A 26,271-nucleotide genomic window follows, 5' to 3' on the forward strand; every position below is an offset into this window, starting at 1 on the left:
GAGGAAGCAGCTGAGGCCGCGGGCCAACTACGCAGCGACGCACTCCACGAATCCCAGAAGCCGGCGACCTCACGCAGCCATCGCCACCGCAGCCTTGCTGAGCGAGGCGTCGGGCACGGGGGCCCGGTCGGCGAAGACGACAACCCGCAGTAGCGCGAACCGTCCGATGCCCGCCAGAGCGGACGCCGACAGATAGACCGTCTGCTCGACCAGGGCCGACGGCTCGGGCCGGACGGCGTACAGGCAGAACAGTGCCCCTGTCGTGAACGCGTAGCTCACGGCGACGGTCACCCCGGACTGAAGATGGACCCCCCACCCCTTCCGCCCGCTCCGGAAGGAGACCCGCCCGTGCAATTCGGTGGCGATGACCGTGGAGACGACGGTGACCAGCGCGTTGGCAACGGCCATCGGCATCCGGTCGTTGAGCAGTACGAGTACCCCGCTGGACGCCAGCCCGACACCGCCACCACATATGACGAACCGCACGAAGGCCGCGACGAGCGGATGAAGAGTGCGCGTCTGCGGGCGCGAAGGGGCGGTCACGAGGGGCCTCCGTAGGCTGAGTGGAACGGTGTTCCGATTCCACCCCAGAACCTACGGACCGGGCGTCGTCCGAGCGACCGGGTTGATCCCCGAATCAGCTGGGGGTTAACCCCCAGCTGTCCCCTGGGGGAAGCGTCTACCTGGACGGCAGCCGCAACCCGCTGATCACGGCCACCGACCCGGTCTTCGCCTCGGGCCGGGTGGGCTTCGGATCCTTCGACAACGCGGGCCGCGTCCGTCACCTGAAGGTGACGGGCACTCAGACCGACGACTGACCTCGCGGGAGCGGGCCGAGACCGTCGGCCCGCTCCCGCACCGGTACGAAGGATCGGGGCTCAACGCGCATACGCGGGTGGCACCCGATGCGCTTCTGCCAGGCCGGCTGACCCCGGCACGCCTCACCACGGCGGTCCGCCCTCAGAGGTCGTCGGGCAGGAGCCGGAACGCTCCATGGGCGGTGAGTGGCCGCATCATCCGGAAGTGCCGGTCGGTGGTGAACAGGTCAGCGGTCTGGAATGCTGCGGCGAGCGCCACGTTCATCGCGTCAGCCAGCCCCACCCCTTGGCCGCCGTCCGCGTCCTGGTACCCGCGCATGACCGCCATGGCGCTGCGCAGATGCGGTGCCACCTCGGGTACTTCGAAGCGCCGCGTCTCGACCTGGCGAGCGACGAAGTCGAGTGCGTTCATCGAGGCGCCGGCACCGACCCGGGCGGTCAGCAGATAGTCGAGTTCGGTAAGCACCATCGGCGACACCACAAGGTGGCCCATGGCACTGAGCGCATCTCGGTGCGCGGCATGGAGTGGGTCCTTGGGCGTGAACAGGCGGTACAAGGCGTTCGTGTCGGCGATCGCGACCGAAATCTCATTCATCGACGGCACCCATGCCCCGCAGCGTCTCGTCGATCTCGTCGTCGGTGAGCACGGGCCCACCCAGGTCGGGAAGGTCCAGCGGCCCCATGGGGTCGGTACGGAAGGGGTACGAGGGCCGCCCCAGGCGGGAGCCGCGGGGAATGATGTCCCCTATGGGAACGCCGTCCTTGGTGATGGTCACGGTTTCCCCGGCCTCGACGCGGGCCATGATGCGCGAGGTCTGCTGATTCAGCTCCCGGAGAGGAACATCCCTGTTGTCACTCATGACACCAGCGTACTACTCGTTCTACATTCCGGCCGGAATACGGGCGGAGGACGCCATCGCACGGCTGGTGTCCAGAGGGGCATACCCGCGCGGGTATGCCCCTCCGGTATGACCTCAGGCCGCTCCCCCTTCGACCAGGAACGGACTCGGCTCTCCCCACCAGGACACGTACAGCCCGTCGCGGGCCCGGGTGCAGGCGACGAAGAGCAGGCAGCGCTCAGCCATGAGATCCGCCTCGTGCTGAAGGCGGTCCACGTCGGCCGGCGTCACTGCGCCCGGGTAGGGCAGCGCCGCGTCGTGTACGCCTATGACGGCAACACACCGGAACTCCAGCCCCTTGAATGAGTGCATCGTTCCGACGCGCACGGTTGGCGCGTCCTCGGAGGCGTCGGACCGAAGCCGTGCTGCGGGGATGCCGGCGGCCGTCAGTCGTTCGACTGCCTTGACGCAGTTCTTGTTGAAGCGGGCGCTGACGCCGATCTCGCCGGGGCTGACACCGGCCTCGGTCCACGTGCGGATCTGTGCGACGAGCGCGTCCAGTTCGGCCTCCTCTGACCCAGCCGCGTACATGGCCGGACCGCTGCCATGAAGGGCGGAACGGTATCCCAGCAGGGTCTCGTTGCGGTCGTCGTCCTCCAGCTGTGCGATGGGGCGGCCGACGAGCAGCGCGGTGGACCAGCTGAGGATCTCGTGCGTGCTGCGGTAGTTCTTCCGCATCTTTGTCGAGCGGCCCGCGACCTTGATACCGAGCGCCTTGAGCGACACCTTCGAGTCGTAGATCCGCTGGTGCGGGTCGCCGGCGATGAACAGGTCGTCGGGGCGCGAGGGGACGGCGGCGCGCAGGAGCCGCCACTGGGCGGGGTGCAGGTCCTGGGCCTCGTCGACGACGATGTGCCGGTACAGGGGCCCCTTCGCTTCGAGCAGGTCGGCGGCCTCGGCGCACGTTCCCAAATACGTGCGCAGGCCGTCGGCGGCGAGCCCGTCGGAGAACTCCTGGGCCGTACTCCACACCAGGGGACGTTCGGCGGCCGGGAGGCGGCGGCCTCGCCCACGCCGGTCGGCAACTTCGTATTCCTCCGGACTCCGCAGGTTCTGGGCGAGGACGACGTGCTTGTACTCCTGCGCGAGGAACTGGGCGGTGCCGGTGAAGCCGGTGGCGTGCGCGGCCTGCTCCCAGCGGGTCTCCTCCTCGCCACTCCGCAGCGGGCGGCGTGACGTGGAGACGACCCGGCTGGCCAGGGCATCGACGGTGGTGATGTCCACGCGGTCGCGCAGCTCCTCGTCCTCGACAAGGGCGGCGAGCCCGCTGCGCAGGGCGGTAACGAGAGCGTTGGTGTACGTGGTCAGCAGGATGCGCTCGCCGTCGCGCAGGAAAGTCAGCAGGTGTCGTACGCGGTGCAAAGCGACGACGGTCTTGCCGGTGCCCGGGCCGCCGGTCACCTGCGCCGGTCCGGAGTAGCTGGCCCGGTAGGCGACCTTGTGCTGGGAGGGGTGGAGGAAGATCCGCCAGGCCGTGAACGGCTTGTCGAGGATGTCACGCAACTCGTCGGAGGCGGTGATGAGAGCGATACGGGTGCGGGTGAGGCCGATCGCCGTCGCGTAGTCGGTCGTATCCACCGGATCGGCGGAGGCGGTGGGGAGGTTGACGGACACCAGGTCACGCCAGACCTCCTCCACGGTGAAGCCCTCGGCGAGATACTCCAGCACCTCTCGCTGGTCCTGCGGGAAGTAGGGCGCGAAGACCTCCAGCTGTTCCTTGCTGGTGAGGGCGCGGGCCTGGCGAAGGGTGGTCTCGTCGATGCCGAGGGCGGTCAGGTCGCCGTCGGAGACCTTGGAGAACAGCCGCCGGTCGGGTGCGGCGGCGATCCGCTCGTAGGCGGGGGTGAGATCGTCGAGCATCGCGATGTCGCGGATCTCGACGGCGCGGGTGACCGCGTTGATGCTGGCCCTCTGCTTGATTGCCCAGGCGATGGCCTTGTCGTGCGGCATCACGCGCAGCAGGACGAAGGTGTCGCCACGGTCCGGGGCGAGGACGACGCCGCGGGTGCCCTGGGCGATGCGGATGGTCCGGATCTGCGGGTCCTTGGCCTGCTTCAGCGCCTCCAGTTTCAGACCCTGGTCCTTGAACAGCTGGTCCAGGGTGAGGCGCTCGAACTTCTCCCAGGCATCGAAGACCCCCTGCTTGACGGTGCCTTGGAGTTTGCCGAGCTGGGCGCAGAAGCCTATGTCGAAGGCGAGGTGCGGCATGGTGTTCCGTTCCGGTTACGTGCTGCGTGTGTCCTAGGAGTTCACGGTGTACGAGGTGTACGTCTCGCTCATCCGGCGCCGTCGCCGTCGAGCCCGAGGCGGATCACGGCGAGTGCCTCGGCGATCTCGACGCTCATCTCGTCGTCGGGGCCGAACAGCATGCACATGTCCTCGTGGAGCGGTTCGAGGATCTGCCGGGCCTCGGCGGCCCGCCCTTGGGCGAGCAGCAGCATCCCGATGTTGTGCCGCAGCTCGACGGCCTCCTCGCTGACGTCGCTGTCGAGGGTCCGTACGACGTTCAGGACGCCCTGGAGCGCGGCGAGCGCGTCGGTGACCTGGCCCAGTTCGGCGCGGCAGCGGGCAGCCTGCGCGCGGCAGGACCGTGCCTGCTCGCCGGTGGGGCCGCTGATGCGGGCGTAGGCGTCGGCGAGGCTGTCGAACTCGGGCAGAGCGGCCCGGTAGTCGCCACCGAGGAGGCGGACCGCCGCGCGCCGGCGGCGCAGTGCAAGGACCTGCTTGCTCTCGGAGCCGAGGGCGAGGGCCGCGGGCTCGATGACCTCGCCGAGCACCTCGGCCGCCTGCGCGAAGCGTTCCTCTTCCAGGAGGGCGTCGGAATGGTCGTACGCCTCCTTCATGTCCTGGCGCAGCTGGGCAGGGAGAGGCGCCGGCTGGGCGTGCGGGGCGGGGCCCGCGGGCGCAGCACCTTCGGTCGGCGACGCCTGGGCGCGGGCGCGGGGCGCGTACGGGTGGCGGAACAGGCCCGTCGGGTCGGGTACCCCGGCCGGTCCGGCCTCGGCCGCGGTGGGTGCCTGTCCGGGTGGCGGGAGGAACGGCAGCAGCCACTCGTACACCTCCTGCGTGTCGGCTGGCCGCTGCTCGGGCGCCTTGCGCAGCAGGTGCAGCACCAGCTCCTCCAGCGCCTCAGGTACGTCGGGCCGCAACTGCCGCAGCGGGGTGGGGGCGGCGTTCACGTGCTGGAACATCAGCAGATACTCGCTCTCCGCCGTGAACACGACCCGCCCACTCAGGAGTTCGTGCAGGACGCAGCCCAGCGCGTACAGGTCGGTCTGCGGGGTGATGCGCCCGCCCCGGACCTGCTCGGGCGACATGTACTGGTAGGTACCGACGGGGCTTCCGGTCGCCGTCAGCTTGGTGACGTCGGTGCGCAGGATCGCCGCGATGCCGAAGTCGAGGACCTTCACCGTGCCGTCGCGGGCGACCAGGACGTTCCCCGGCTTGAGATCGCGGTGGATCACCGGCACTTCGTGCGCATGCGACAGCACGGTCGCGACCTGCGCGGCGACGGCGACCGCCCAGCTGATGGGCAAGGGGTGGTCGGGGTGGAGATAGGCAGACAGCGACATGCCGTCGACGAGTTCCATCACGAGGAACAGCCGCTCGTACGACTCGTCGAGGACCGCGTCGTACACCTGCGGCACCCCCGGGTGCTGGATACGAGCGGTGATACGGGCCTCGCGGCGGAACCGCTTAGCGAACTCCTCGGCCAGGTGAGGGGAGGTGATCGACGCCTGCCGGATGACCTTCACGGCGACGGGCCGGTCGAGGACGGCGTCGTAGCCGCGCCACACGACGCCCATGCCGCCCTCGTTGAACTGCTCCAGCAGCTCGTAACGGCCAGAGATCACCTGCTGCGGCACTTTGCCCCCGTGCGTGCGTGTGCTGGCCGGGGCGCGCTGCAGCGCTTGCCCCGACATGGTTGGGACCAAGTCTCTCCGGTAGGGCGATCAGGGTCCAGTGGCGGCCCGGGGGTGGGGGCTGAGGCGTCTCTTTCCGGTCAGCCGTGTGGCTCGTTGCCGGGCAGGTCGCGCGTGCCTGGAGTTCGGAGCCCTTCAACGGCCCGTGAGTCCGCGGCTCCCGCGGCTTGATTTGCGATCAACATGCAAGAAGTGTGAGCGGCATAGTCCCCAGCCGCCCTTAAGCTGGGCCCAGTTGTATCGAGACGTCTCGGGGGCGGACAGCGTGACCACTGCGTTAGGCACGAGCACCATCACCCTTGCTCTGGTCGCCGGGTATGCCGGTTCGGGTAAGTCGGAGGCTGGCAAGCTCCTGGCGGCGGCCACCGGTTGGGCCATGCTCGACAAGGACACCATCAGCCGCCCCATGACCGAGCGACTGCTGCTGGCACTGGGCGGGGATCCGGACGACCGCCACAGCCCCACCTACCTGGAGCACGCCAGGCCTCTGGAGTACGAGTGCCTGATGAAGGCGGTCTGGGAGAACCTTGAGTGCGGAACGTCCGTGGTCGCTGTGGCGCCGTTCCTCGCCGAGAGCGCCGATGCGCAATGGACTTCTCGGGTGGCACGCCGGTGTCGTAGGACCGGAGCCCGTTTCGAGACTCTGTGGGTGGACAGCGACCTGGAATCGATGCGAGACCGGCTGATCTCGCGCAATGCCTCACGCGATACGTGGAAGCTGACGCACTGGCCGACGTACACGACTGGCCTCGACCTCGGCCTCCGGCCGGTGACGTCTCACCACGTCATCGACAACCGCATCGGATCCTCACGCCCGCTGGCCGAGCAGGTCGAGTCCATCGCGCAACGGCTGCTGGGGGACTCGTGAGTGCGATTGTTCTGTACGGACCCCCCACGGCCGGCAAAGACACCGTGACGTCAGCCCTCTGCTCCGCCGATCCACGCTTCGAATTAGTCACCAAACTCAAGCACGGGACCGGCCGGTCAGCCGGATACCGGTTCGTCACAGCCGAGGAACTCGATGACCTGCGCCACCAGGGCAGGATCGTGGTGGAGACCCGGCGCTACGGCAACATCTACGCGGTCGATGACCTCTCCCTCACACAGCCGCAGGAGCGGGGCCGGATCCCCATCGCCCACATCGGCAACGTCACCGACATGCGCACGCTGCTGGACCGCAGCCAGGCGACCTCGTGGCTGCGCATCCTCCTTTGGGTTCCAAGGAACGTGTGCGAGACACGGTCCCGCGAACGGGGAGACACCGATACGCCTAAGCGGCTCACCGCCTGGGACGAGACCGCACAGGACGTTCTCGACTCCGACGTACAGGACCTGTTCGACCTGGTGGTACGCACGGACCGTACGGATCCGGAGACGGCTGCCAAGCAGATCGCCTACGCGCTCGACGGGGCACTGGACGCCTTGAGTACGGAGGAGCTGTTCGCGGCTCTCGAGCTCGGCACGGACGAAAGCGGGGCTCGCCAGAGCCCGACTCAGCGCCGTGCGTGAGCACGTGCGAGTACACGCACAGCGACATCAACGGCCACAAGCAGTAGGGGGATGCCGGTGGGAGTTGTCCGGACGTTAGAGGACCTGGCGAGAATCGGTCGCCAGCGCACTGTCAGCGATCGCAGCGTGCATCTGCATCAGGACGAGGTCACGACAGATCTTCTGCTGGACACCGTATCGGCCGACCGTGTCTCCCTGGACCGTATGAGCATCGACGGGGCGCTCACCGTACGCGCCTGCCACATCGATGAACTGGTCGTCGATCACGTGGAGGCGGACGCGCTCCTGGTGGTGAATTCCCGAATCGGCCGCCTGACCATCCGCAATGCATCGATGGGCTGTGAGGTCACGGTCATTGACTCCGCCCTGGACTTTCTTGCTCTGCACTCGTGCGGACAAACTCGGCTGGAGCGCCTCCGCGTGGAGGAGCTCGTTCAGATCAACGCTCTGCGCGGGCCGATCCGGATCAGCAACACGCGCGTGTCCGCGCTCGCGGTCCGCAGCCAAGCCACAGGCGGCCGCCTCGGCCGACCTCGTGTGGTCGTGCGAGGACTGCGCGCCCGTGAGGACGTCACGTTCGACGATCTCTGGCTGTCCGCAATCGAACTCGACGATGTCGAGACACCTGAGCTCACCTTGCAGCGGGTACGACTCGACGAGCCGCTGCGGGCGAACGAGCTTCGCTGCAGTGAGACGGTGCGAGTGAACGGGTTGGTCATTCCCGTCGAGGACAGCACGATCACGAACAGCACCGTCAGAGGTCCCGTAGAGATCCGCAACCTCGGGCTCTGTGACAGCTCGGGCGGCGATCGGACCGATACGACCGCTCGCCTTGCCCTTCACAACACGACAGTCATGTCCCTCGCTTCGGCGTCCGAATCGTCGTCGGTGATCAGCCTGCACGGCTCCTCGGTCACGGGCACCCTCGGACTTCCGTCCGGCAGCTCCCGCTACAGCCTCGACAGCTCCTCCAGCGTCGGTGACATGGAACTGGCCGGTGAGGTCTTCCGCAACGGCTCCCAAGCCCTTTCCTTCCTGGAGCGGTCCTTCACCGAAGTGACCGGTGTTGCTTTGGAGTCCGTACGGTCGGCGCTGGCCAGAAGGAACCGGAACCGCGAAGTCGACGAGCTCTACTACCTTGCGCGACAGCGCGAGGCAGCGGTCTTGCCGCCGCTGCGGCGCGCCATCGGGCGGGGCATCCTCGGCGGGGTCCTCGGCTGGGGAGTGCGCGCACGCAATCCGGCGCGTGTGCTGGCGGTGGGGGTCGTGCTCACGGGGGTGGTACTCCATCTGGTGGGGGCGGTGCGCGAGCCAGGACGAGATCTTACGGACGTGACCGTCGCCGGTAAGAGCTTCGTTCTGGCCCTTGCCCTGTGGCTGAACGTCGGTACTGGCATGCCGTCCGAGCTCAAGACGGCCGAATGGTCGGCGATTGCGGTCTCGTTCACAGCGGCGGGAATGCTGTTCACCACTCTCATTGTGGGCATCGTCATCCGCAAGCTGGTGCGTTGAGTCCCTGAGGATGGCCGGGTGACAGAGTGAGGCCCATGGACGAGCGTGAAGAGGCCGAAGAGCGCGCCGTGGCAGCACCGGCTGTCGCGTACGGACTGCGAGGCAAATCGTTCCTGGTGACCGGTGGCAGCAGGGGACTGGGGTACGCGGTCGCCCGACTCCTCGCCGCCGAGGGAGCTTCTGTTGCGATCTGCGGTCGTGACCTCGACACTCTGGCCCAGGCTTCGTCCGAGCTGCGCAAGGACTTCGACGCCCAAGTCGTGACGGGATCCGTGGACGTCCTGGCGCAGGATGAACTGGAGGACTTCACCCGGCAGGCCGGTAGCGCACTCGGCGGGCTCGACGGCCTGGTCGCCAACATCGGAGGCAAGCGGGGTGGCGGGCTCCTCGACTCGACCCGCAAGGACTGGCAGGCGACCTGGGAGCTGAACGGCGGCCACGCGGTGCGCACTGTGCGGTCGGCGCTGGACAGTCTGCGTCCGGGCAGCTCCGTGGTGATCGTCGCCTCCATCTCCGGCTGGAAGCCTCGCTTCCCGGCACAGTACGGGGCGGCCAAGGCGTCGGAGATCTACCTCGCGGGTGCCCTGTGCCAGGAACTCGCCCCGTACGGGGTCCGGGTCAACACCGTCAGCCCTGGTTCGATTCTCCTGCCGGGCAAGAGCTGGGACCGACTGCGCCGACGTGACCCCGAGGTGTATGAGGCGTACGCAGAACGCAACCCCAGCGGGCGACTGCTGAACGCTGAGGAGGTCGCCCGGGTTATCACCTTCCTCCTCTCACCGGCCTCCGGAGCCGTGAACGGTGCGCACATCCCGGTTGACGGCGGCCAGCCGCAGGCGGGACTGGGGACGGCTCCGGGCCGGCAGGGCGGGGCGGCTACGTAAGTGTCTGCGCGCCTACGACAGGCCCATGTTCAGTACGGCCCATACCGTTTTGCCCGGTCCGTCGATGCACGGGTACCAGCCCCAGCGGTCGGTGAGTGCGGCCACCAGGAGGAGGCCGCGGCCTGCGTCCAGGTCGTTGGACGGTTCGGTCAGGGCCGGGATGCTCTCGCCGCGTGAGTCGGTGACCTCCACGCGCAGGGTCGTGCCCTCGGCCGAGAGCCGGAGGCGGAAGTCGCGGCCGATTACGCGTCCGTGGCGTACGGCGTTCGCGCTGAGCTCCGCCACGATCAGCGTCAGCACGTCGTGGGCGTCGCTTCCGTAGGGGATGCCCCAGGCGTCGAGGCGTTCCCCGGCCAGGCGTCGGGCGAGACGGGCGCCGCGTGGAGTGGAACTGAAGCGCATCGTGAAGTGGTGCCACAGGAAGCGGGGTTGGCTGGGGCGGACGGCCTGTACGGGGAGGGGTGACGGGTCGCTGTTCATGCCTCGACGTTGCCGCTTGGTGGCGTAGCGTGAACAGTGGTGACGCGCCGTCGGGCGTTGGTTGTACGCGACGACTTGCGGTGCGTACGTGGCACGCAGCGTGACAGAGTCCGGAGCGCAGCGCTGGACCGGTGAGGTGGTGGGGCCGATGGACTCTTCGGAACCGATGGAGCAGGGCGAGCCGGGGGTACGGGATGACGCCGGGCCCCGGCCGGAGGACGAGCCGGGATCGGGTGTGGTGACGGCGTTCGGGCGGCAGTTGAAGCTGCTGCGGGTCAGAGCGGGGCTGGAGCGGCCGGAGTTCGGGAAGCGCGTGGGCTACGCGGGGCAGTCGGTCGCGTCCTTCGAGCAGGGGCGGCGTATCCCGCCGCCTAGGTTCATCGATCGGGCCGACGACGTGCTGGACGCCGGGGGCGTGCTCAAGGCGCTGAAGGAGGAGGTGGCGCGGGCACAGTATCCGGCGTTCTTCCGGGACATGGCGCGGTTGGAGGCAGAGGCGGTCGAGTTGTGCTCCTACGACTCCCACGTGGTCAAGGGGCTGTTGCAGACGGAGGAGTACACGCGGGCGTTGCTCGCCATGCGGCGCCCGCTGCTGGACAAGGGGACGATCGAGCTGCGGGTGGCAGCGCGGCTCGCTCGGCAGGTGATCTTCGAGCGCTGGCCTGCCCCATTGCTCAGCTTCGTGCTCGAGGAGTCCGTTCTGCGTAAGCCACTCGGTGGGAAGGCAGTACTGCGTGGGCAGCTCGAACAGCTGCTGCTCATCGGCCAGAAGCGCAATGTAGAGATCCAGGTCATGCCGCTCGACCGCGAGGACAACGCCGGCGTGGACGGCCCGTTCACGGTTCTTACGCGAAAGGGCGGCGAGCAGTTCACGTACATGGAGGTCCAAGGGCGCAGCAGCCTCCTGACGGACCGGGAAGAGGTGCGTCTCGCCGCCGCGCGCTATGGGATCATCCGGTCCCAGGCTCTCACTCCGCGAGAGTCCCTGGGATTCATCGAGAAGTTGCTGGGAGAGCTATGAACACCGCAGAGAGCTCGGATGCCGCTCTGGAACTCGGTTGGTTCAAAAGCAGCTACAGCGGCGCTGAGGGGGGCGACTGCATAGAGATCGCAGCCGCCGTGGACGCCGTACACATCCGTGACTCGAAGGTCCGATCCGGACCAGTGCTGATGGTCACCCCCCAGGCGTGGGCCGGGTTCGTCCGGCTGGCCGCCGACCAGACCGTCTGAGCCGTACATCAGTAACCCCGTGGGGCCCAGTCGCACAGGCGGCTGGGCCCCCACGTCTTGCACGGTTGGCCGAGACAGAAAAACGCAGCCGCTCCGAAGAGCCGGGGGCCGACCGCCGGATCACATCCAGGTCACTTGGCGAACGTATACGCATTCATGTCGGGGGACGATGAGGTAGACGAAGAATCCGCTGTCGATATGTGGCTCTTCGCAGTTGAGGGTGTAGTCGGGCTGCGCACGTGGCTGACGGTCGGCGCTTCCTCAGCCTTCCTCGTTGCGTTCCTCAACACCATGATCAAAAAGTGGCCTCGCCCATTCTCCGACGCCCCCAAAAAAACCTGTCGCCCCCTCAGATCACAAAATGCGACTGGGGTACCGGTCTGGCAACTGAGTCGGCGGTACCGGATCCGATGCAGCGTTGCTACTTCACATCTTTGGCCAGGACGGCGACGGCGACCTTGCCCACCACCGTCGTCAGGACGTAGTTGGTCGAGCTACTGAAAGCGACCCCTACGCCGGCGGGTATCGCCTTGGCCATCGCCTTCTGGGTGAAGGTGATGGACACCCGCTTGAACAACTGTTTGGTCGTGGCCAAGGCGGGCCCTTTCAGGTACTGGTAGACCAACTTCTCTGCGATCTTCTGTACCGCTGCCTTGCCGCCCTTTGTCGCCATTTGTTCTGCCGAACCCGCCAACGCGATCGTGAAGGCGAGGTGCTTCTTGTCCTCACTGCTCAGCTCGGTCTCGTACACCTCGACCAGGCACATGCACATGTCGACCTGGAGCTTGAGTGCCATGGCGACATCAGTGACACCGCCGCCCAGGACTGCGATCGCTGTCCCGATCCCCGGAATCACGCTCGGGGCTGCGGTGACCGCCCCAGCGGCTGCCGAGAGTTTGGAGTACCGGCCAATTATCTTGGCGGCTATCTTGCGCTTGTCCTCCAGACTCTCGGGCTCCCGCTCGAACTTGGCCTTGAACGTGGCACGGTAACCGCCCACGAGCTCAGTGGCCGCTTCCGGTGTGATGGTGATCGTCTCGACGGTCTTCTGGAGCCGAGACGGTTCGAGCTCTTCGGCCGTGTGGTTCATTATCCCCCCAGATCCGTTGCACCTCACGAAGAGGACAACTCGCACTGCGCACAGTCTTGTACGCAGAAATCCAATGACGTGTGCAGCCGCAAAGGGTGCCCCGGCCGGCGTGTCCAGCCGGGGCGTACGCATCAGATGTCGTCGTCCAGGCCCTCTTCGCGGCGGATCATCCGCCACGCGGCCTTGCGGGCGCTGCGGTCCAGGCTGGACTTGAAGCCCTTGTCGGGGCCGAAGTACTGGCGGCCCATGCCCGCGATGGTGTCGATGTGGTCGGCCATCTTGTCCGCGAAGACGTTGTCGAAGACGAGGCCGAAGTTGTCCTCGTCGTTGACGACGGCCGCCGCCCGCACCTTCGGGTCGGCCTTGGCCTCCTCGAAGGGCCGGATGACGTCCTGTTCGGTGAACTCGGTGCCGAAGCGTTCGTTGAACTTCTCGATCAACTGCGAGAGCAGCGACTTCTCCGCTTCCTTCGCGCCGCCCGAGCCGTCGCCGAAGCCCTGCATTGTCGTCGGCCCCTCGGGGGTGAGGGAGACGTCGTACTCGCCGGTCTTCTCCACCCGCATATGGCTGAGGTCGATCTCGCCTATGTCCACGCCGCCGTCGGCGCGGCGCGGCAGCCGGTTGAGGAGGTAGCGGCCGTAGAGGTGCAGCCGCTCCAGCTCGGCGTCCCGGTAGGGGACGATCTGCGCGAGGAAGCCGTACTTCCTGACGTAGTCGTTGAGGTCGGCGCGGAAGCCCTCCGCCGTCTCCTGGTCGTCCTCGTCCTCGCTTTCGAGCAGAGCGGTGAAGCGTGCGACGGCGGGCGAGAGCAGCCGGTACAACTCGGCGTGCAGCTTCTCCCACTTGGACTGTGAGCCTGCCGCCTTCTCCTTCGCGGCGAAGTACGCGGCCGCGAACTCGTCCATCTCCTGCCCGGACAGGATCGCCGCCTGCATGACCCGACTCTGCGCGGTGTAGAGCAGGTTGGGGTCGGAGGGGAGGGTCATCGCCTCCTCGAAGTACGGGCGGAAGGACTCCTGTATGTCGTTGGCGTCGTTGACGAAGTCCAGTACCGCCAGGTCGGCCTGAGTCTTGCGCTCGGCGGTCCGGTTCAGCCGGGACAGGGTCTGGACGGCGGAGATGCCGGTCAGCGACTTGTTGACGTACATCGTCGTCAGGAGCGGCTGGTCGAACCCGGTCTGGTACTTCTCCGCCACGACCAGGATCTTGTACTCCTGCTGCCCCGCACCACCCGCTCGGGCGGCCTTGTCATCGGCACGCGTGTACGCGAACGCCTTCGGCAGCGCGCTCTCCGACAGACCGTCGTTCTCCTTCGGCTCGGTGGTCTCCTCGCCGTCGACGGTGAGCGAGCCGGAGAAGGCGACGAGGACTCCCAGGTCGGGGTACTTGGTGTCGTAGTCCCGGTCCTGGATGTAGCTCTTGATCGCGCGCGCCATCTGCACGGCGGACTGCCGTGAGGCGGTCACCACCATCGACTTGGCCCGCCCGCCGAGACGGCCCCGGCTGTGCGCCACGAAGTGCTCCACGATCACCTGCGCGTGCTGGGCGACCGTCGAGTCATGGGTCAGCGCGTACCGGGCGAGCAGGCCGTTCGCCTTCGACGGGTCGACCTCCCGCTCGTCAGGGTTCTGGTTCACCAGCTTCCAGTACGTGTTGTACGTGACGTAGTTGCGCAAGGGGTCGAGGATGAAGCCCTCCTCGATCGCCTGCCGCATGGAGTACGTGTGGAAGGGCCGGTAGGTCGCCTTGCCGTCGATGTCCTGGAGCGTGCCGAAGAGTTCGAGGGTCTTGGCCTTCGGCGTGGCGGTGAACGCGAAGTAGGAGAGGTTCGCGGCGCGGGAACGCTGCTCGGCCCGCTTCTTGAGCTGCTCGTCGAGGGTGGTGGCTTCGGCCTTGACCGTGGTCGCGCCCGCGTCGTCCGAGTCGGAGTCCAGCCCGAGGTCGCGCAGGGCGGACCGTACGGCGGTGGCGGCGTCGCCGGACTGCGAGGAGTGCGCCTCGTCCACGATGATCGCGAAGCGGCTGCCCCGGATCTCGGTGGGGTTGCGCTGGAGGTAGTCGAGCAGCGCCGGGAAGGAGTGCAGGGTGACGGTGACGATCTTCCCGGTGTCGCGGGAGAGGGCCTTGGCGAGCTGCTCGCCCTTCGCCCCATGCTTCTCGTCGATCTTCACGACGAGGCCTGCGGTCTGCTCGAAACTGCCGATCGTTTCCCGGAGTTGGGCGTCCAGGTTGCGGCGGTCGGTGATGACGATGACCTTGTCGAAGACCGGCACGCCCGGCTTGAGGCCCTTGGCCAACGCCTCGGCGTCGAGTTCGCGAGGGTCGGTGGGGGTGTGCAGGTCGCTGAGGCGGTGCGCGAGCCAGCCGATGGTGTTCGACTTGCCCGAGCCGGCCGAGGCCATGATGAGGTAGTCGTGGCCCGCGCCGTGGGTGGCGGCGTGAGCGGTGAGCTTCTTGACCGCGTCCCATTGTTGGAAGCGGGGGAAGACCATTGTCTTGGTGCTGCCGCCGCCGGGCGCCTTGCTCTTGTGCAAGTGCACGAACCGCTGGAGCAGGTCCAGCCAGTTGTCCGGCTGCCAGACCTGCTCCCACAGGTACGAGGTCGCGTACGCACCGAAGGCGGTCGGGGCCGGGTTGCCGGCGCCGCCCGGCTGGCCGGGGCCAGCAGAGCCGGTGTTGAAGGGCAGGAACCGGGTGTTCTTGCCCTTGAGCTGGGTGGCGACGAAGACGAGGTCCGGGTCGACGGCGAAGTTCGCGACGACGCGGCGGGTGAAGATCAGCTCGGTGGGGTCGCGGTCCGTGCGGTACTGCTCCTTGGCGTGCTCTACACCCTGCTTGGTCAGCGGGTTCTTCAACTCGGCCGTGGCGACGGGGATGCCGTTGAGGAAGAGGGTGAGGTCGAGCCGGTTGCCCCAGTCAGCCTGCTTGGTTGCGTACTCGAGTTCGCGGACGACGGTGAGGCGATTGGCCCGGTATCCGTCGAGGACGGAGTCGTGGGCGACGAGGTTCGGCTTGAAGTAGGCGACGCGGAGCAGGACTCCCCGGTCCTTCACGCCGTTGCGGAGCACGTCGAGGAGGCCGTTGGTGGCGATGGCCTGGTCGAGGCGGCCGGCGAACCCGCGCTGCGCCTCGTTTGGGTCGCCGCCGTAGACGGTGAGCAGCTCGCTCCACTCGTCGGGCTGGGTCGCCCCGATGAAGGTGAAGAGTTCGTTGGTGTCCAGGCCGAGATCGGCCCGGTAGTCCTGCGCGCGCGCCTCGCGCCAGCCGCGCTCGACCATGGCGGCGACGATGGCCTCGCCGAAGGCGGACTCCGTGTGGATGGGGCTCATGGCTACGCGGTGACTCCGTCCGTTACGTTGCGTCCGCTGGCCGTGGAGACGTTGAACTGGCCGGTTACGGCGGCGGTGATCAGGGCTTGGCGGCGTTCGGTGAGCAATCCGAGCTGCCGCTTCGCCAGATCAGTGAGTCGTAGACTCGAATCCCGCCCAGCTTCAATTTGTCCCGTCAGTTGCTCCTGCTGCGCGCGAGGAGGGCAATAGATTCGCAGCTTCAGTCCGTCACCAACACGCATGTGCTCGTGCAACGAGCCAGCTCCCAAGACTCGCAACTGCCTATCCATATGCGAGCTCAAGAAATTGAACAGCAGAAGCTCTTTTTTGATCAGTGTCTCGTCTGCTCGATAAAGCATGATGCGTTGCCCCAAGAAGACCGGCGCATCTGTGAGAAGCATTCCCGATTGACCGAGAGGAGCCTCACGAGTGAAAAGAACGTCTCCATATTGCGGAGCGCCACGGCGATTCCATTCGGTGAACACTTGGCGCTCGACGGAAGAAGTATCAGAGAGGTCTACTTCACCGCTCCTAATGTTGGATGTGCGGATCATCTTGTACGGAGTTGACTCGTGTGAGACAGGGGCCGTTTTATTTACGCAATCGACGATGGTCTTGCAGACGGTCGACACCGGGACGGCAGACTCCACGGAAAGTTGGGAGAAGGAGTGGTCAATTACGGCCCGCGCTCTGTCCGCTGACAGTTGCATCAACTTCCGATAGCGGTTTCCGAGGTGGTCGATGCGGGCGGTCTCGGCGTCGAGGAAGTCGGCGATGCGGCGCTGCTCCTCAGCCCCCGGTGCGCGGAGTGGGATATTCGCGTAACGATCAGCATTGAAGTTCTGGATCGTCGAGGAGACAGCTTCTGAGTGCACAACCCCCTGAAACGGAGATGACTGCGTTGCGTAATATAGAAACCGTGGATCAACTCCGTCCTTGGGGCGGAACCTGATGAGGAAGCCGGCGAAGGACTGCCCACTCCCTTCGGCTGGAACCAGGAATGATCGGCCCAATGTACCGCTGCGTGATAGCAGCACATCTCCGGGCAGAAGCCGATGACGCTGCTCAAGCGGAACATCTACGAAAACACCTGTTGTGGAGGCCTTGAGTGCCCCGTTCGAAGCGATGTCCGAGGTGCGGATGAGCCTGACACCCGAGGAACTGTACTTTTCCGCAGAGATATTTAGCCCGTACTGGCCTGAGTCGACGCAGAGGTGCTTCAGGCGAGTGTCAACCCAAGTCATTTTGTAACCTCCTTCAGCAGCGCCTGAATCTCCGCCTCCAGCGACTTCAACTCCGCGTCGATCTCCGCCAACGGCCTCGGCGGCTTGTATACGTAGAAGTGCCGCGTGAACGGGATCTCGCAGCCGATCTTCGTCTTCGTGTGGTCGATCCACGCGTCCGCGACGTGCGGCAGCACCTCGCGCTTGAGGTAGTCCTCGACGTCCTCGCCGAGCGGAACGTTCTCGTAGTCGCGCAGGTCCCCGTCCGGCTCCGGCACGCCCTTGAGCTTCTGGACCTCGCCCTCCGGGTCCCGGACGCCGATCGTCTCCCGTACCGCCTTCGCGAACGGCGCTCCCGACGGCCAGGTCAGGCCAGCTGCGACCACCGCGTCCTTGAGCGCGATGAACGCCTCGGACTTCGTCGTCCAGGACGAGCCGAGCAACGTACGCACCGCCGCGACGAACTCCTCACTCCGCTCCAGTTTGGCCACCGGCTTGGCCTCCGCCAGCGCCGCCAACGTCTCCTCCGTGACCTCGAAGCGCAGCTTCAGCGGCCGCTCCACGGTGATGCGCTGGTAGCCGAAGTCCTCGTTGGCGAAGACCTTCACCTTGCCGTGCAGCGGGTGCTCGGGGTCCTTGGCGACCTGGAGGGCCTCCGCGTACAGCCGGGTGATGTCGCCGATGTGGTCGGGGCGGCCGTTCGTCCCGTCGCCCAGCTCCTTGCGCTTGTCGCCGAGCGACTTGCGCATCTTCTGCCACTGGTCGCGCGCGTCGAGCAGCACGACCTTGCCTTTGCGGTCGGCGTCCTTGCGGTTGGTGAGGATCCAGAAGTACGTGGAGATGCCAGTGTTGTAGAAGAGCTGGTCCGGGAGGGCGACGATCGCCTCCAGCCAGTCGTTCTCCAGGATCCAGCGGCGGATGTTGGACTCGCCGGACTCGGCGGCACCCGTGAACAGCGGGGAGCCGTTGAAGACGATGGCGATGCGGGAGCCGCCCCCGCCGTTCACGTCCACCGGCTTCATCTTCGAGATCATGTGCTGGAGGAAGAGCAGCGAGCCGTCGTTGATGCGCGGCAGCCCGGCACCGAAGCGGCCGGCGTCGCCGAGCGACTTGTGCTCGTACTCGACGTCTTCCTTGACCTTCTTCCACTCCACGCCGAACGGCGGGTTGGCGAGGATGTAGTCGAACTTGCGGCGGGCGTGGCCGTCGTCGGAGAAGGAGTTGCCGAAGGCGATGTTCTCCGGATCCTGGCCCTTGATCATGAGGTCGGACCGGCAGATCGCCCACGACTCGGGGTTGAGTTCCTGCCCGTACACCTCGACCGTCGCGCCCGGGTTGAGCGCCTTGATGCGGTCGTCGGCGGCGCTGAGCATGCCGCCCGTGCCGCAGGCCGGGTCCATGACCGTGCGGACGACGCCCGGCAGGCTGAGGGCGTCCGCGTCCGGCGCCACCAGCAGGTTGACCATCAGCTTGATGACCTCGCGCGGGGTGAAGTGCTCGCCCGCGGTCTCGTTGGACTGCTCGGAGAAGCGGCGGATCAGCTCCTCGAAGATGTAGCCCATGTTGTGGTTGGGCACGACATCAGGGTGCAGGTCGAGGTCGGTGAACCTGCCGATGACCTGGTAGAGCAGGTTCGCGCTATCGAGCTTCCTGACCTGCTGGTTGAACTCGTACTTGTCGAGGACCTCGCGGGCGTTGTTGGAGAAGGCACCGACGTAGATCTGCAGGTTCTTCGCCGCGTTCTGCGGGTCGGCCGCGATCTTCCGCAGCGTGAGGTCGCTCGTGTTGTAGAAGGAGTGGCCCGAGGCGCGGCGCAGGAAGTGGTCGGTGTCGATCTCCTGGCCTGCGAACTTGGCGACTGTCTCGACGACCTTGTCGCGCGTCGGCTCCAGGACGCATTCCAGGCGGCGCAGCACCGTGAGCGGCAGGATGACCTTGCCGTAGTCGGACTGTTTGTAGTCGCCGCGCAAGAGATCGGCGACGGACCAGGCATGGTTCGCCAGCTCCGTGTGCTTACTGCTGTTCAACGCGTTCCCTTCGATGGCCCGCCCGGCTGGGGCGGTTGGGACCAAGTGTGATCGATGTGTGAAGACGGCGTTGCCGTTCAGGCCAACTGGTCCTCGGACGGCGGGAGTAGCGCCCCGGCCGTCAGGCCGGTGAGCAGTGCCTGTGCCGTCTCCTCGGCGAGTGCGGCTGTCCGCCGGGCGGCGGTGCGCAGTTCGTAGGCGCGGCGGAATGCTGCCCCGTACCGCCGCTGCTCCTCCAGCGGCAGGAGCGGCACGCGGAGCCTGCCTGGCGAGACATGCAGGATGGTGCTGCCCGTGGAGGCTCCGGCGATGTTGTCCTCGGCGCCGAGGAACCCCGCGAGGAACCAGGGGTCGAGCCGTGCCGGGTCTGGCCGCAGCAGGTGAATGTGGTGACCGAGCAGGGCTTCGGCGTCCGCCTCATCCGCGACGCGGGCCATGATGCCGTTGCCGCCGGCGACGCCGCGTACGAGAACATCACCCGCGGCGACGGTATGCGCCGCATCGGTACGCAGGTCCTCCGCCGTGCCCGACGGGCGTGCGCCGCTGCTGATGTCGGATGCGGTGAGTACCGGGCGTTCCGCGCCGTCCGTGTCCGGGCTCCCGGTTCGGGCGTCCCCGCGGCCGGCAGGGACCGCCGCCCGCAGCAAGGAGAGCGCGCCTCCTCGGGCAAGGTCGGAGACGGTGGCCGTGCGCCACGCCCGCGAGGACTCCGCAGCGGCCTTCCATGGCCCGTAACCCGCCGCGCTCTCAAGGACGTTGAGGGAAGCGGCGAGCAGCTTGCGCCGTTCTTCCGTGCGCTGTGCCACCTCTGCCGGATCGATGTCGACGGGTGCGGCACGCACCTGTCGGGCCGGGGTGACGTCGACGAGATCATCGACGAGGGCAATGGTCGGCACGGCCCGCGCGATACCCGGTACGTCGGTGAAGGATTCCGGGTCGTCCATGTAAGCGGTCCAGTGGCCGAGGACGTCGTCGGACAACGTGCTCCAGTCCACGCCCGTGCGACGATGCCGCAGCCGGGAGTACGCGGCCCGCGGTGAGCTCGGCGGGCCTTCGCGCTGGTCTCCGCTCACGTCCACGAACAGGACGGACTTGCTGTCCGTGCCACCCGGCTCAGGGCGCTGAAGCACCCACAGGTGCAGGCCGATGTGCAGGGGCGCGGAGGCTCCGATGGGCAGGCCGACGACGGCGCGCAGCGCACCGCTGCGTACGAGTTCGGCGCGAATCCGGCGGCCCGAGGCACGAGCGGCTGTGGCCGGCGGCAACACCATCACCGCGTAGCCGCCGGACTCCAGATGCGCCAGCGCGTGTTGCGTCCAGGCCAGCTCCGACTCGATCCGCGGCGGCACACCGTAGGCCCACCGCTGGTCGTACGCGAGCTCCTCGTGCCCCCAGTCGCGATCGCCGTACGGCGGATTGCAGAGCACGCCCCCGACCCTCAACTCCGGAAAGGCGTCGGCACGCAGGCTGTCTCCAGCCTGCACACTGACCTGCGCATCCGGCGCCGACAGCAGCAGGCGTACGGCGCTGCGCTGAGCCTGTACGGGCAGCGAGTCCTGGCCGTACAGCTCGGTCGCGCCCCGCCGGGCCGCTGCCGTGAGCAGCGTGCCACTGCCGCACGCCGGATCGAGGACGCGTGCCGTGCGACCGGGCAGGAGCCGCGCCATGAGGGACGCGAGCCCCAGAGGTGTCTGATACGTACCGCTGGAGGCGGTGTCGTCCAGTTCACGTTCGGCGAGGACGTCGAGAGCGCTCTGGGCGTCCTCATCGCGGACACAGCGAATCAAGGCACGAAGAGCGCCGACGTCGTCCGCACGGAAGTGAACGGCCTCCGCCCCGGGGACCGAGCCGGCCAGCTCCGCTGTCGCGCTGTCGGCCTGGGCGATGACGTCGGAGTCCGGCAGTTCATCAAGAGCGGTGAGTTCGTCCGCGCTGCGCCGTGACGTCGCGAGGACGAGAGGGAACAGGCGTGCCGCGACGCCGGCCCCCGACCCATGGAGCCGCAGCACGGTACGCAGCTCCTCGGACGGTGTGGCGGCGGACGACTGCCCGCGCGCCTCCAGCCATCCCCGTACCGCCTCCAGGTCGTAGAGCGGACTGGTGTCGGTGCCGCCGGACGGGGCCGGGAAGTCGTCGTGCCGACGGCGCCAGTTGCTGACGGTGGCGCGCGTGACACCCGCGATACGGGAGATTTCGGCGGCGGTCACCTGGGCTGATGGCTGTGGCATGGGTTCCTGAGCCTCTCGAGAGCGAACAGTAAACACCCTACAGCGGACGTCAAATCCGTCAAGACGTTTGACAGTGCTTTCATGGTGATGCTTATCTGGTTTCGCTTCCGGCTGGCAGCACTCGTCAAGGCGTGAGCTTGTGGGGTGCTGGTTGCCCTGCCGGTAGCGCGGTGCCGAAACATGCACCGCTCTTCTGATCCCGAGGGGGGACACACCATGCACATCACCCTGCCGACCACGGTCGTCGAAGGAATCCAGCTCACCGTCATGCCGTTCCGTGCGGACGCCGTGATCGGGACCATGTCCGTGCCGACGCTCGTCCAGCTCGTGCCTTCGCCCCGCCGCGAGGAGGACACCAAGACGCTCAAGGCCGCGTCAGGTGCGGTACGGCGCCATGCCGAGTTGCGGGCCCTGGTGCAGCGGGCGCTGAAGTCCACGCAGAAGGGGAAGAACGTCGGCTCGTACGCCGAGTACATCGCCGACGGCGTGAAGGGGGAGCTGGGGGCCGGCTGGTCCACGCCGCCGATCACGTTCTGGCATGCCGGACCGCTCGCCGCACTCAGCGACGAACTGCTGCCCGGCACCGGACTGCGGACCTTGACCATCACGCCCGGCACCTGCGTCGTCGCCATCGACGGCGAGACGCAGACGACGGCCTGGCACGAGCTCTACGACGACCCCGAGAGGTACGGCCTCACGTACGCCGAACTCGCCCAGGTGCGCGTCCCCTTCGAGCTGTACGTGGACCTGTCCGTCGCTGACGCGCGGCAGATCTTCTACGACCGCAATGTGCAGGGCGTCGTCGTCGCCAAGAACCTGGCCATGTCCATGGACCAGCGGGACTTCGCGACCCGGCTCGCACACCGTGTTGCCGACGCTGTGAAGGTCGACGTCGACGTCGACGACAAGCTCGTACCGTTCACGAAGCTCGTCAACGCCAGCAAGCGGCAGGTCGGCAAGACCGACCCGGAAGTCGTCACCCTCTCCGCGCTGCGCGCCCTCGTCATCGCGGCGATCTACGGGCGCACCGGACTGTCCCGCTCGGCAGAGACCGTCCACGAGGACGAGCTTCCTGCAGGGACGAACGCCGAGCGGGTGGAGGGGAGCGTCGTCCCCCTGCTGGCCCGGCTGCTCTCCGACCACTTCCCGCACTTCGCCTCGCGCAGCGCCATCACCGCGCCGGCCGTACTCGCGGGCCTCGGCATCGCCGTGCACCAGGCCACCCCGTGGGCCGACCCGATGAACGCGCTGGGCGCCGAGGACCTGCACCGGCTCCTTGCCGACATCCAGTGGGACCGCGAGGCCCGCTACTGGGACGGCGTGGCCGCCAAGGCGGGCGCCACGGGCCGCCTCAACTTCAGCGGCGGCGTCAAGGACTCCGGCGGCCGGGTCGCGGACGCGATCCTCTACCCCGGCACCGAGGCGGGGCGCAAGATCCGCGGCCAGTAGCAACGGATCTCACGCACAGCACCAGCCCGGCCCGCCGTTCCGGCGGGCCCGGTACCCCGAACCAACCCGGCATCACACCTACTTGGAGCACGCCATGAACTCTCCGCAGTACCAGGGTCCCGGACCGTACAACACACCCCAGCGCGGCGTCCCGGCCCCGACTGCTCCCTCGCCTCACAAGCCCTCGCGCGGCAAGGCGTGGCTCACGCATGGAGCGGTCGCCTTCGTTGCCCTGTTCATCGGCACGGGCATCGGTTCCAGCGGGGACGCTGACGCGGACACCAAGGCCGGCGCCGCCGCGAAGCCCGGGCCGACGGTGACCGCGACCAAGACCGCCGAGGCCGGTCCCGCGCCGACCGTGACCGAGACGGTGACGGCCAAGCCGAAGAAGACCAAGGAGGCCGGTCCTGCGACCAGCTTTGGTGGGGACGGGGAGTACCTGGTCGGCGAGGACATCAAGGCAGGGACGTACAAAACCGCAGGCTCGGACGGTTCATTCGGCTGCTACTGGGCCCGGCTCAAGGACGCCAGTGGAGAGTTCGACGCGATCATCGCCAACAACAACCTGGAGGGCCCGGGCCGAGTGACGCTCAACAAGGGCGAGTACTTCCAGACCCAGCGCTGCCAGGAGTGGAAGAAGGTCGGCTGACCGGCCGGCGCATCACCTTCACCGTCGCCTCTGGGCGACCATCGCCGCCGCGACAGCGAACACGGCAGGGCATCGACCAGAGGGAGGGGCTGCTTGGGCACGACTGGTGAGCCGGAACTGGCTGTGTATCAGGGCCATCTGACACAGCTGCTCAAGGGTGACGACCGGCAGAACTTCCGGGCCCTGATGGCCCAGATCCGGCATATCACCACCCGGTCGTACGAGACCAGTCTCTACGACCACCAGCAGACCTTCCGTCTCCTCTGGCGCCACCTGGAGCACACCGGCCACCTGCGCCGCGCCCACCACGACGCCCGCGACCGTCTCGCCACCGGACTGGTGACCGCGGAGGAAGCCGAGGAGCTCGAACTCTTCCTCACCCTCTACGCCAGAATCCGGGCCGGCACCACCGGCTGACCAACCACCCGCAGCACCGGCAGGGGGCCCGGTGCCGCCCGTCCCACGCCCGACATTGCCTCGCCGCGGCCTGCCCCGCCATTGCCATCGTGACCAGGAGGACCACCATGGGACGCCGTTCCCCGCTCACCCACGCAACTCTGGCCTGCGCTGCGTACGCGGCACCGTCCCGCGCGCCGAACTCCCGCGCCTGGTGCCTCTGTGGGCCAGCGGTGCCCTCGCCGACTACCAGCGTCACTGGATCAGTCAGCCGACTTTCTCCACAAGTAACTTGCAATTTCTTCACATCGTCTGACACGATCCCGCATCCGGCGTGCATTGAGCCGTCGCTGAGCTGGGGGGACCAGCCACGTGCAGATACGTACCTGCCTTCGTCGTGCCCTTAGTGGGGTACTCGCGCTACTCATCGCGTCGACTGCCCTCTGGTTCGGTGCGCCGCCCGCGGCCGCGCACCGGGACGGATGCCACCGCTGGCATTCCTGTCCGTCCGACACCGGGTCCTACGTCTGTGGGGACCTCGGGGACTTCACCTATTGCGGCTACAGCTCTCTGCCGCGCTCCGGCTCCGGCGCCCAGGACGAAGAAGCCGACGACATCGAGGCGCCGGACCGGCCGAGGGTCAAGAATGCGAAGGTCATCGCCGGTGGCCGCGTCACTGTCACCGTGACCGCCGAGAAGGGATCGCGGATCGAGGTGCGGGATGCCGAGGACTCCGTCGTGAGCAGAGCCACGGCCACCGGTTCCGCGCAGACGGTCACCTTCAAAGCGAAGGACGGTGACCACACCTACTCCGTCGTCGCCGTCGATTCGGCCGACAATGCGAGCGAGGCGAGCGAGGAGCTCTCCGTAGCCGTCGACGCGAGCCGGCCCGAGGTGGGCAAGCCGGTCGTGACCGCGGCCGACGCGGTGACGGGCGCGGTCCAGGTCTCCTTCGAGGCCGAAGCGGGCGCACGGTACGAAGTGAGTGTCGAGGGCCGCAAGGAACGGCTCAGCGGCACGGTCGGTGACGACGCTATGGTGCGGGGCTCGCTCTGGCTCCCCAACGGTTCGTACCGGCTCACTGGCGTGGTGCGGGACGAGGTGGGCAACCAGACGCGTACCGAGGCTGCCGCCACCGTGTCGCTGGACAAGCTCCGGCCCCAGGTGCGTGTTCAGCCTCCGGTCGGCGGAGGTACGACGCAGGTCGAGGTCACTGGGCCGCCCGGTGCGGCAGGCATCGTTTCCACCGGAGGCGAGTCCGAACCCGTGCGGCTCGACAGCGACGGGCGCGCCGCTGTGTCCATTTCGGTCGACGACGGTTCCCACCGTGTGCTGGTGAACCTGAATGACTCCTTCGGACGCGCGGGCACCGGGAGCTCCGGCACCTTCACAGTGGACACCATTCCACCAGCACTGAGGCTTGAGTACGACGCCGAACGTGCCAAGTACGGCGACGTAGTCCTCACTGTGACCGGCGAGGAGGGCGCCCGCCTGGTGCTGTCCGGCGCGGGCGAGAAGCGGACCGTCACCCTGGACGCGGAGCGCCGGACGTTCCGCTGGCACGCGGCGCCCGGTAACCACAGGCTGATCGCCCGGCTCATCGACGCCCACGGCAACATCAACCGCACGGATCTCACCGTCCACGTCTCGGACGACTGGACCGCCGCACGGATCCGCAACGCCCTGCTGTGGACGGCCGGCGCTGTGCTGGCCCTGGTTCTCGGCGGGCTTCTGTTGTGGCGGCGGCGCAGAGCGGTCATTGCGTGGTGGGCCCGTCGGCGGGAGAACGCACGGATGGCTGCCGAGCAGCGTGCGGATCGCGTGCGCGTGGCACGGCGGGAGGCCGATGCGCGCCGTCGCCGGGAAGCGCTCCGGCGTGCTCAGCAGGCATATGAGCGCGAACTGGCCGACTGGCAGCGAACCCGGGACAGGCTCGCGGCCGACCACGAATTCGTACGTCAACTACGGGGTACGGAGTACAGCGCGGGGGACTTCCGCTGGGGAGCGCGCAAGCGGGACGAGCGCGTGCTCCTGGTCGCGTCCGCGTCACTGGTGGAGGTGCGCACACGACAGGGTGTGAGCCACACGGAGAACACGTGGGTGGGCGAGATCGCCGTCACCGACAAGCGCGTTCTCTTCGCGGGTGTGGCGGGCCGACGGGAGTGGGCCTACGGCAAGTGGATCCACCATGAACATCATGAGGGCGCGGCCCGGACGCTGATCATGGTGGGCAACCGGCAGAAGACCTCCGGAATCGCCTATGCCTACGGGGAGGCTCCCCAGGTTCGGCTGGCGATCGACCTGGCGCTGGCGCAGGACCAGGGGCGTCATGGCGAGGTGGTCCACTGTGCCCGCGCAGCGCTGGAGGCCCATGACCGGAAGCGGCCCGCGGCACCGACGGGGGACTGAGGGGACAGATGTGGGATGAGGGCGTCGGGCGTTCCGGCCGGAGTCGATGTTCGGCAAGACCAGGCCGGTGCCCCGGCGCGCGTTTCCCCGATGCTGAAGGGCTCCGCAACAAAACAACTCGTAGACCCAGAGGGCGAAGTGGCCTCCTGAGGCGAGGCGCTCATACATATCAGCAGGCTGGATTCAGCCAAGGTGCCAAGCTTCCCGATTACATGC

Annotated in this window: 21 protein-coding genes; 10 read left to right on the plus strand and 11 right to left on the minus strand. The window is 67.5% G+C overall.

What is annotated here, in order from left to right; translation table 11 throughout:
• Window positions 1-69: 69 nt before the first annotated feature.
• The 5 genes from AB0915_RS15855 to AB0915_RS15875 form a co-directional block, all read right to left on the minus strand.
• Entirely contained in the window at window positions 70-543 is a 474-nt protein-coding gene (locus AB0915_RS15855; protein ID WP_366691633.1) for a hypothetical protein, read from the minus strand.
• Window positions 544-960: 417 nt separating this feature from the next.
• Window positions 961-1,413 (minus strand): PIN domain-containing protein, encoded by a 453-nt coding sequence (locus tag AB0915_RS15860; RefSeq protein ID WP_366691634.1) that lies wholly within the window; start codon window positions 1,411-1,413, stop codon window positions 961-963.
• Window positions 1,406-1,678, minus strand: a complete 273-nt coding sequence (locus AB0915_RS15865; protein WP_366691635.1) for a type II toxin-antitoxin system prevent-host-death family antitoxin — start codon at window positions 1,676-1,678, stop codon at window positions 1,406-1,408. The genes AB0915_RS15860 and AB0915_RS15865 overlap by 8 nt, the downstream gene beginning before the upstream one ends.
• A 114-nt stretch (window positions 1,679-1,792) precedes the next feature.
• Window positions 1,793-3,925, minus strand: a complete 2,133-nt coding sequence (locus AB0915_RS15870) for a UvrD-helicase domain-containing protein (protein ID WP_366691636.1) — start codon at window positions 3,923-3,925, stop codon at window positions 1,793-1,795.
• Window positions 3,926-3,993: 68 nt separating this feature from the next.
• Complete coding sequence (locus AB0915_RS15875; protein ID WP_366691637.1) at window positions 3,994-5,583, minus strand: serine/threonine-protein kinase; 1,590 nt, start codon at window positions 5,581-5,583, stop codon at window positions 3,994-3,996.
• Window positions 5,584-5,905: 322 nt separating this feature from the next.
• Here AB0915_RS15875 and AB0915_RS15880 point away from each other — a divergent pair, with 322 nt between their 5' ends.
• From AB0915_RS15880 to AB0915_RS15895, 4 genes are read left to right on the plus strand one after another with little or no spacing between them, the layout of a single operon-like run.
• Window positions 5,906-6,508: an AAA family ATPase gene (locus AB0915_RS15880; RefSeq protein WP_366691638.1), complete on the plus strand. Its 603-nt coding sequence runs from the start codon at window positions 5,906-5,908 to the stop codon at window positions 6,506-6,508.
• A gap of 44 nt (window positions 6,509-6,552) precedes the next feature.
• Window positions 6,553-7,149, plus strand: coding sequence for a guanylate kinase (locus AB0915_RS15885; RefSeq protein WP_366691639.1), 597 nt, complete (start codon window positions 6,553-6,555; stop codon window positions 7,147-7,149).
• 51 nt (window positions 7,150-7,200) lie between these two features.
• Window positions 7,201-8,661 (plus strand): hypothetical protein, encoded by a 1,461-nt coding sequence (locus tag AB0915_RS15890; RefSeq protein ID WP_366691640.1) that lies wholly within the window; start codon window positions 7,201-7,203, stop codon window positions 8,659-8,661.
• A gap of 35 nt (window positions 8,662-8,696) precedes the next feature.
• Window positions 8,697-9,545, plus strand: a complete 849-nt coding sequence (locus AB0915_RS15895; RefSeq protein WP_366691641.1) for an SDR family oxidoreductase — start codon at window positions 8,697-8,699, stop codon at window positions 9,543-9,545.
• Between the two features lie 12 nt (window positions 9,546-9,557).
• On the opposite strand, the gene AB0915_RS15900 is transcribed toward AB0915_RS15895, so the two are convergent.
• Window positions 9,558-9,947: an ATP-binding protein gene (locus AB0915_RS15900; RefSeq protein WP_366691662.1), complete on the minus strand. Its 390-nt coding sequence runs from the start codon at window positions 9,945-9,947 to the stop codon at window positions 9,558-9,560.
• Between the two features lie 226 nt (window positions 9,948-10,173).
• On the opposite strand from AB0915_RS15900, the gene AB0915_RS15905 reads away from it, so the two are divergent.
• Window positions 10,174-11,046 carry a helix-turn-helix transcriptional regulator gene (locus AB0915_RS15905; RefSeq protein WP_366691642.1) on the plus strand — a complete coding sequence of 291 codons (873 nt, stop codon included), beginning with the start codon at window positions 10,174-10,176 and terminating at the stop codon, window positions 11,044-11,046.
• The gene (locus AB0915_RS15910; protein WP_366691643.1) at window positions 11,043-11,255 is read left to right on the plus strand and encodes a DUF397 domain-containing protein; all 213 of its coding nucleotides are present in this window, start codon (window positions 11,043-11,045) and stop codon (window positions 11,253-11,255) included. Before AB0915_RS15905 ends, AB0915_RS15910 begins: the two co-directional genes overlap by 4 nt.
• 421 nt (window positions 11,256-11,676) lie before the next feature.
• Here AB0915_RS15910 and AB0915_RS15915 read toward each other — a convergent pair whose 3' ends face one another.
• The 5 genes from AB0915_RS15915 to AB0915_RS15935 form a co-directional block, all read right to left on the minus strand.
• Complete coding sequence (locus AB0915_RS15915) at window positions 11,677-12,345, minus strand: hypothetical protein (protein WP_366691644.1); 669 nt, start codon at window positions 12,343-12,345, stop codon at window positions 11,677-11,679.
• A 131-nt stretch (window positions 12,346-12,476) separates the two neighbouring features.
• Window positions 12,477-15,674: a type I restriction endonuclease gene (locus AB0915_RS15920; RefSeq protein ID WP_366691645.1), complete on the minus strand. Its 3,198-nt coding sequence runs from the start codon at window positions 15,672-15,674 to the stop codon at window positions 12,477-12,479.
• A gap of 2 nt (window positions 15,675-15,676) precedes the next feature.
• Entirely contained in the window at window positions 15,677-16,918 is a 1,242-nt protein-coding gene (locus AB0915_RS15925; protein ID WP_366691646.1) for a restriction endonuclease subunit S, read from the minus strand.
• On the minus strand, window positions 16,915-18,924 hold the full coding sequence (locus AB0915_RS15930) for a class I SAM-dependent DNA methyltransferase (RefSeq protein ID WP_366691647.1): 2,010 nt from the start codon (window positions 18,922-18,924) through the stop codon (window positions 16,915-16,917). The genes AB0915_RS15925 and AB0915_RS15930 overlap by 4 nt, the downstream gene beginning before the upstream one ends.
• Window positions 18,925-19,001: 77 nt before the next feature.
• Complete coding sequence (locus AB0915_RS15935) at window positions 19,002-21,152, minus strand: N-6 DNA methylase (protein ID WP_366691648.1); 2,151 nt, start codon at window positions 21,150-21,152, stop codon at window positions 19,002-19,004.
• Window positions 21,153-21,368: 216 nt separating this feature from the next.
• On the opposite strand from AB0915_RS15935, the gene AB0915_RS15940 reads away from it, so the two are divergent.
• From AB0915_RS15940 to AB0915_RS15955, 4 genes are all read left to right on the plus strand, one after another.
• A complete protein-coding gene (locus AB0915_RS15940; protein WP_366691649.1) occupies window positions 21,369-22,601 on the plus strand; it encodes a DNA sulfur modification protein DndB in 1,233 nt (410 codons plus the stop codon).
• A gap of 94 nt (window positions 22,602-22,695) precedes the next feature.
• A complete protein-coding gene (locus AB0915_RS15945; protein WP_366691650.1) occupies window positions 22,696-23,250 on the plus strand; it encodes a hypothetical protein in 555 nt (184 codons plus the stop codon).
• Window positions 23,251-23,343: 93 nt separating this feature from the next.
• Window positions 23,344-23,667 carry a hypothetical protein gene (locus tag AB0915_RS15950; protein ID WP_366691651.1) on the plus strand — a complete coding sequence of 108 codons (324 nt, stop codon included), beginning with the start codon at window positions 23,344-23,346 and terminating at the stop codon, window positions 23,665-23,667.
• 351 nt (window positions 23,668-24,018) lie between these two features.
• A complete protein-coding gene (locus tag AB0915_RS15955; RefSeq protein WP_366691652.1) occupies window positions 24,019-26,055 on the plus strand; it encodes a hypothetical protein in 2,037 nt (678 codons plus the stop codon).
• Window positions 26,056-26,271 lie beyond the last annotated feature (216 nt).

It is taken from the genome of Streptomyces sp. NPDC048411 (genome assembly GCF_040704695.1).
Taxonomy (GTDB): domain Bacteria; phylum Actinomycetota; class Actinomycetes; order Streptomycetales; family Streptomycetaceae; genus Streptomyces.

Bases quoted from the DNA above. Each gene is read 5' to 3' on its own strand.
- AB0915_RS15945 (WP_366691650.1), top strand. From the start codon at position 22,696: ATGAACTCTCCGCAGTACCAGGGTCCCGGACCGTACAACACACCCCAG.
- AB0915_RS15915 (WP_366691644.1), bottom strand. From the start codon at position 12,345: ATGAACCACACGGCCGAAGAGCTCGAACCGTCTCGGCTCCAGAAGACC.
- AB0915_RS15920 (WP_366691645.1), bottom strand. From the start codon at position 15,674: ATGAGCCCCATCCACACGGAGTCCGCCTTCGGCGAGGCCATCGTCGCC.
- AB0915_RS15870 (WP_366691636.1), bottom strand. From the start codon at position 3,925: ATGCCGCACCTCGCCTTCGACATAGGCTTCTGCGCCCAGCTCGGCAAA.
- AB0915_RS15910 (WP_366691643.1), top strand. From the start codon at position 11,043: ATGAACACCGCAGAGAGCTCGGATGCCGCTCTGGAACTCGGTTGGTTC.
- AB0915_RS15900 (WP_366691662.1), bottom strand. From the start codon at position 9,947: ATGCGCTTCAGTTCCACTCCACGCGGCGCCCGTCTCGCCCGACGCCTG.
- AB0915_RS15925 (WP_366691646.1), bottom strand. From the start codon at position 16,918: ATGACTTGGGTTGACACTCGCCTGAAGCACCTCTGCGTCGACTCAGGC.
- AB0915_RS15890 (WP_366691640.1), top strand. From the start codon at position 7,201: ATGCCGGTGGGAGTTGTCCGGACGTTAGAGGACCTGGCGAGAATCGGT.
- AB0915_RS15895 (WP_366691641.1), top strand. From the start codon at position 8,697: ATGGACGAGCGTGAAGAGGCCGAAGAGCGCGCCGTGGCAGCACCGGCT.
- AB0915_RS15865 (WP_366691635.1), bottom strand. From the start codon at position 1,678: ATGAGTGACAACAGGGATGTTCCTCTCCGGGAGCTGAATCAGCAGACC.
- AB0915_RS15935 (WP_366691648.1), bottom strand. From the start codon at position 21,152: ATGCCACAGCCATCAGCCCAGGTGACCGCCGCCGAAATCTCCCGTATC.
- AB0915_RS15860 (WP_366691634.1), bottom strand. From the start codon at position 1,413: ATGAATGAGATTTCGGTCGCGATCGCCGACACGAACGCCTTGTACCGC.
- AB0915_RS15905 (WP_366691642.1), top strand. From the start codon at position 10,174: ATGGACTCTTCGGAACCGATGGAGCAGGGCGAGCCGGGGGTACGGGAT.
- AB0915_RS15940 (WP_366691649.1), top strand. From the start codon at position 21,369: ATGCACATCACCCTGCCGACCACGGTCGTCGAAGGAATCCAGCTCACC.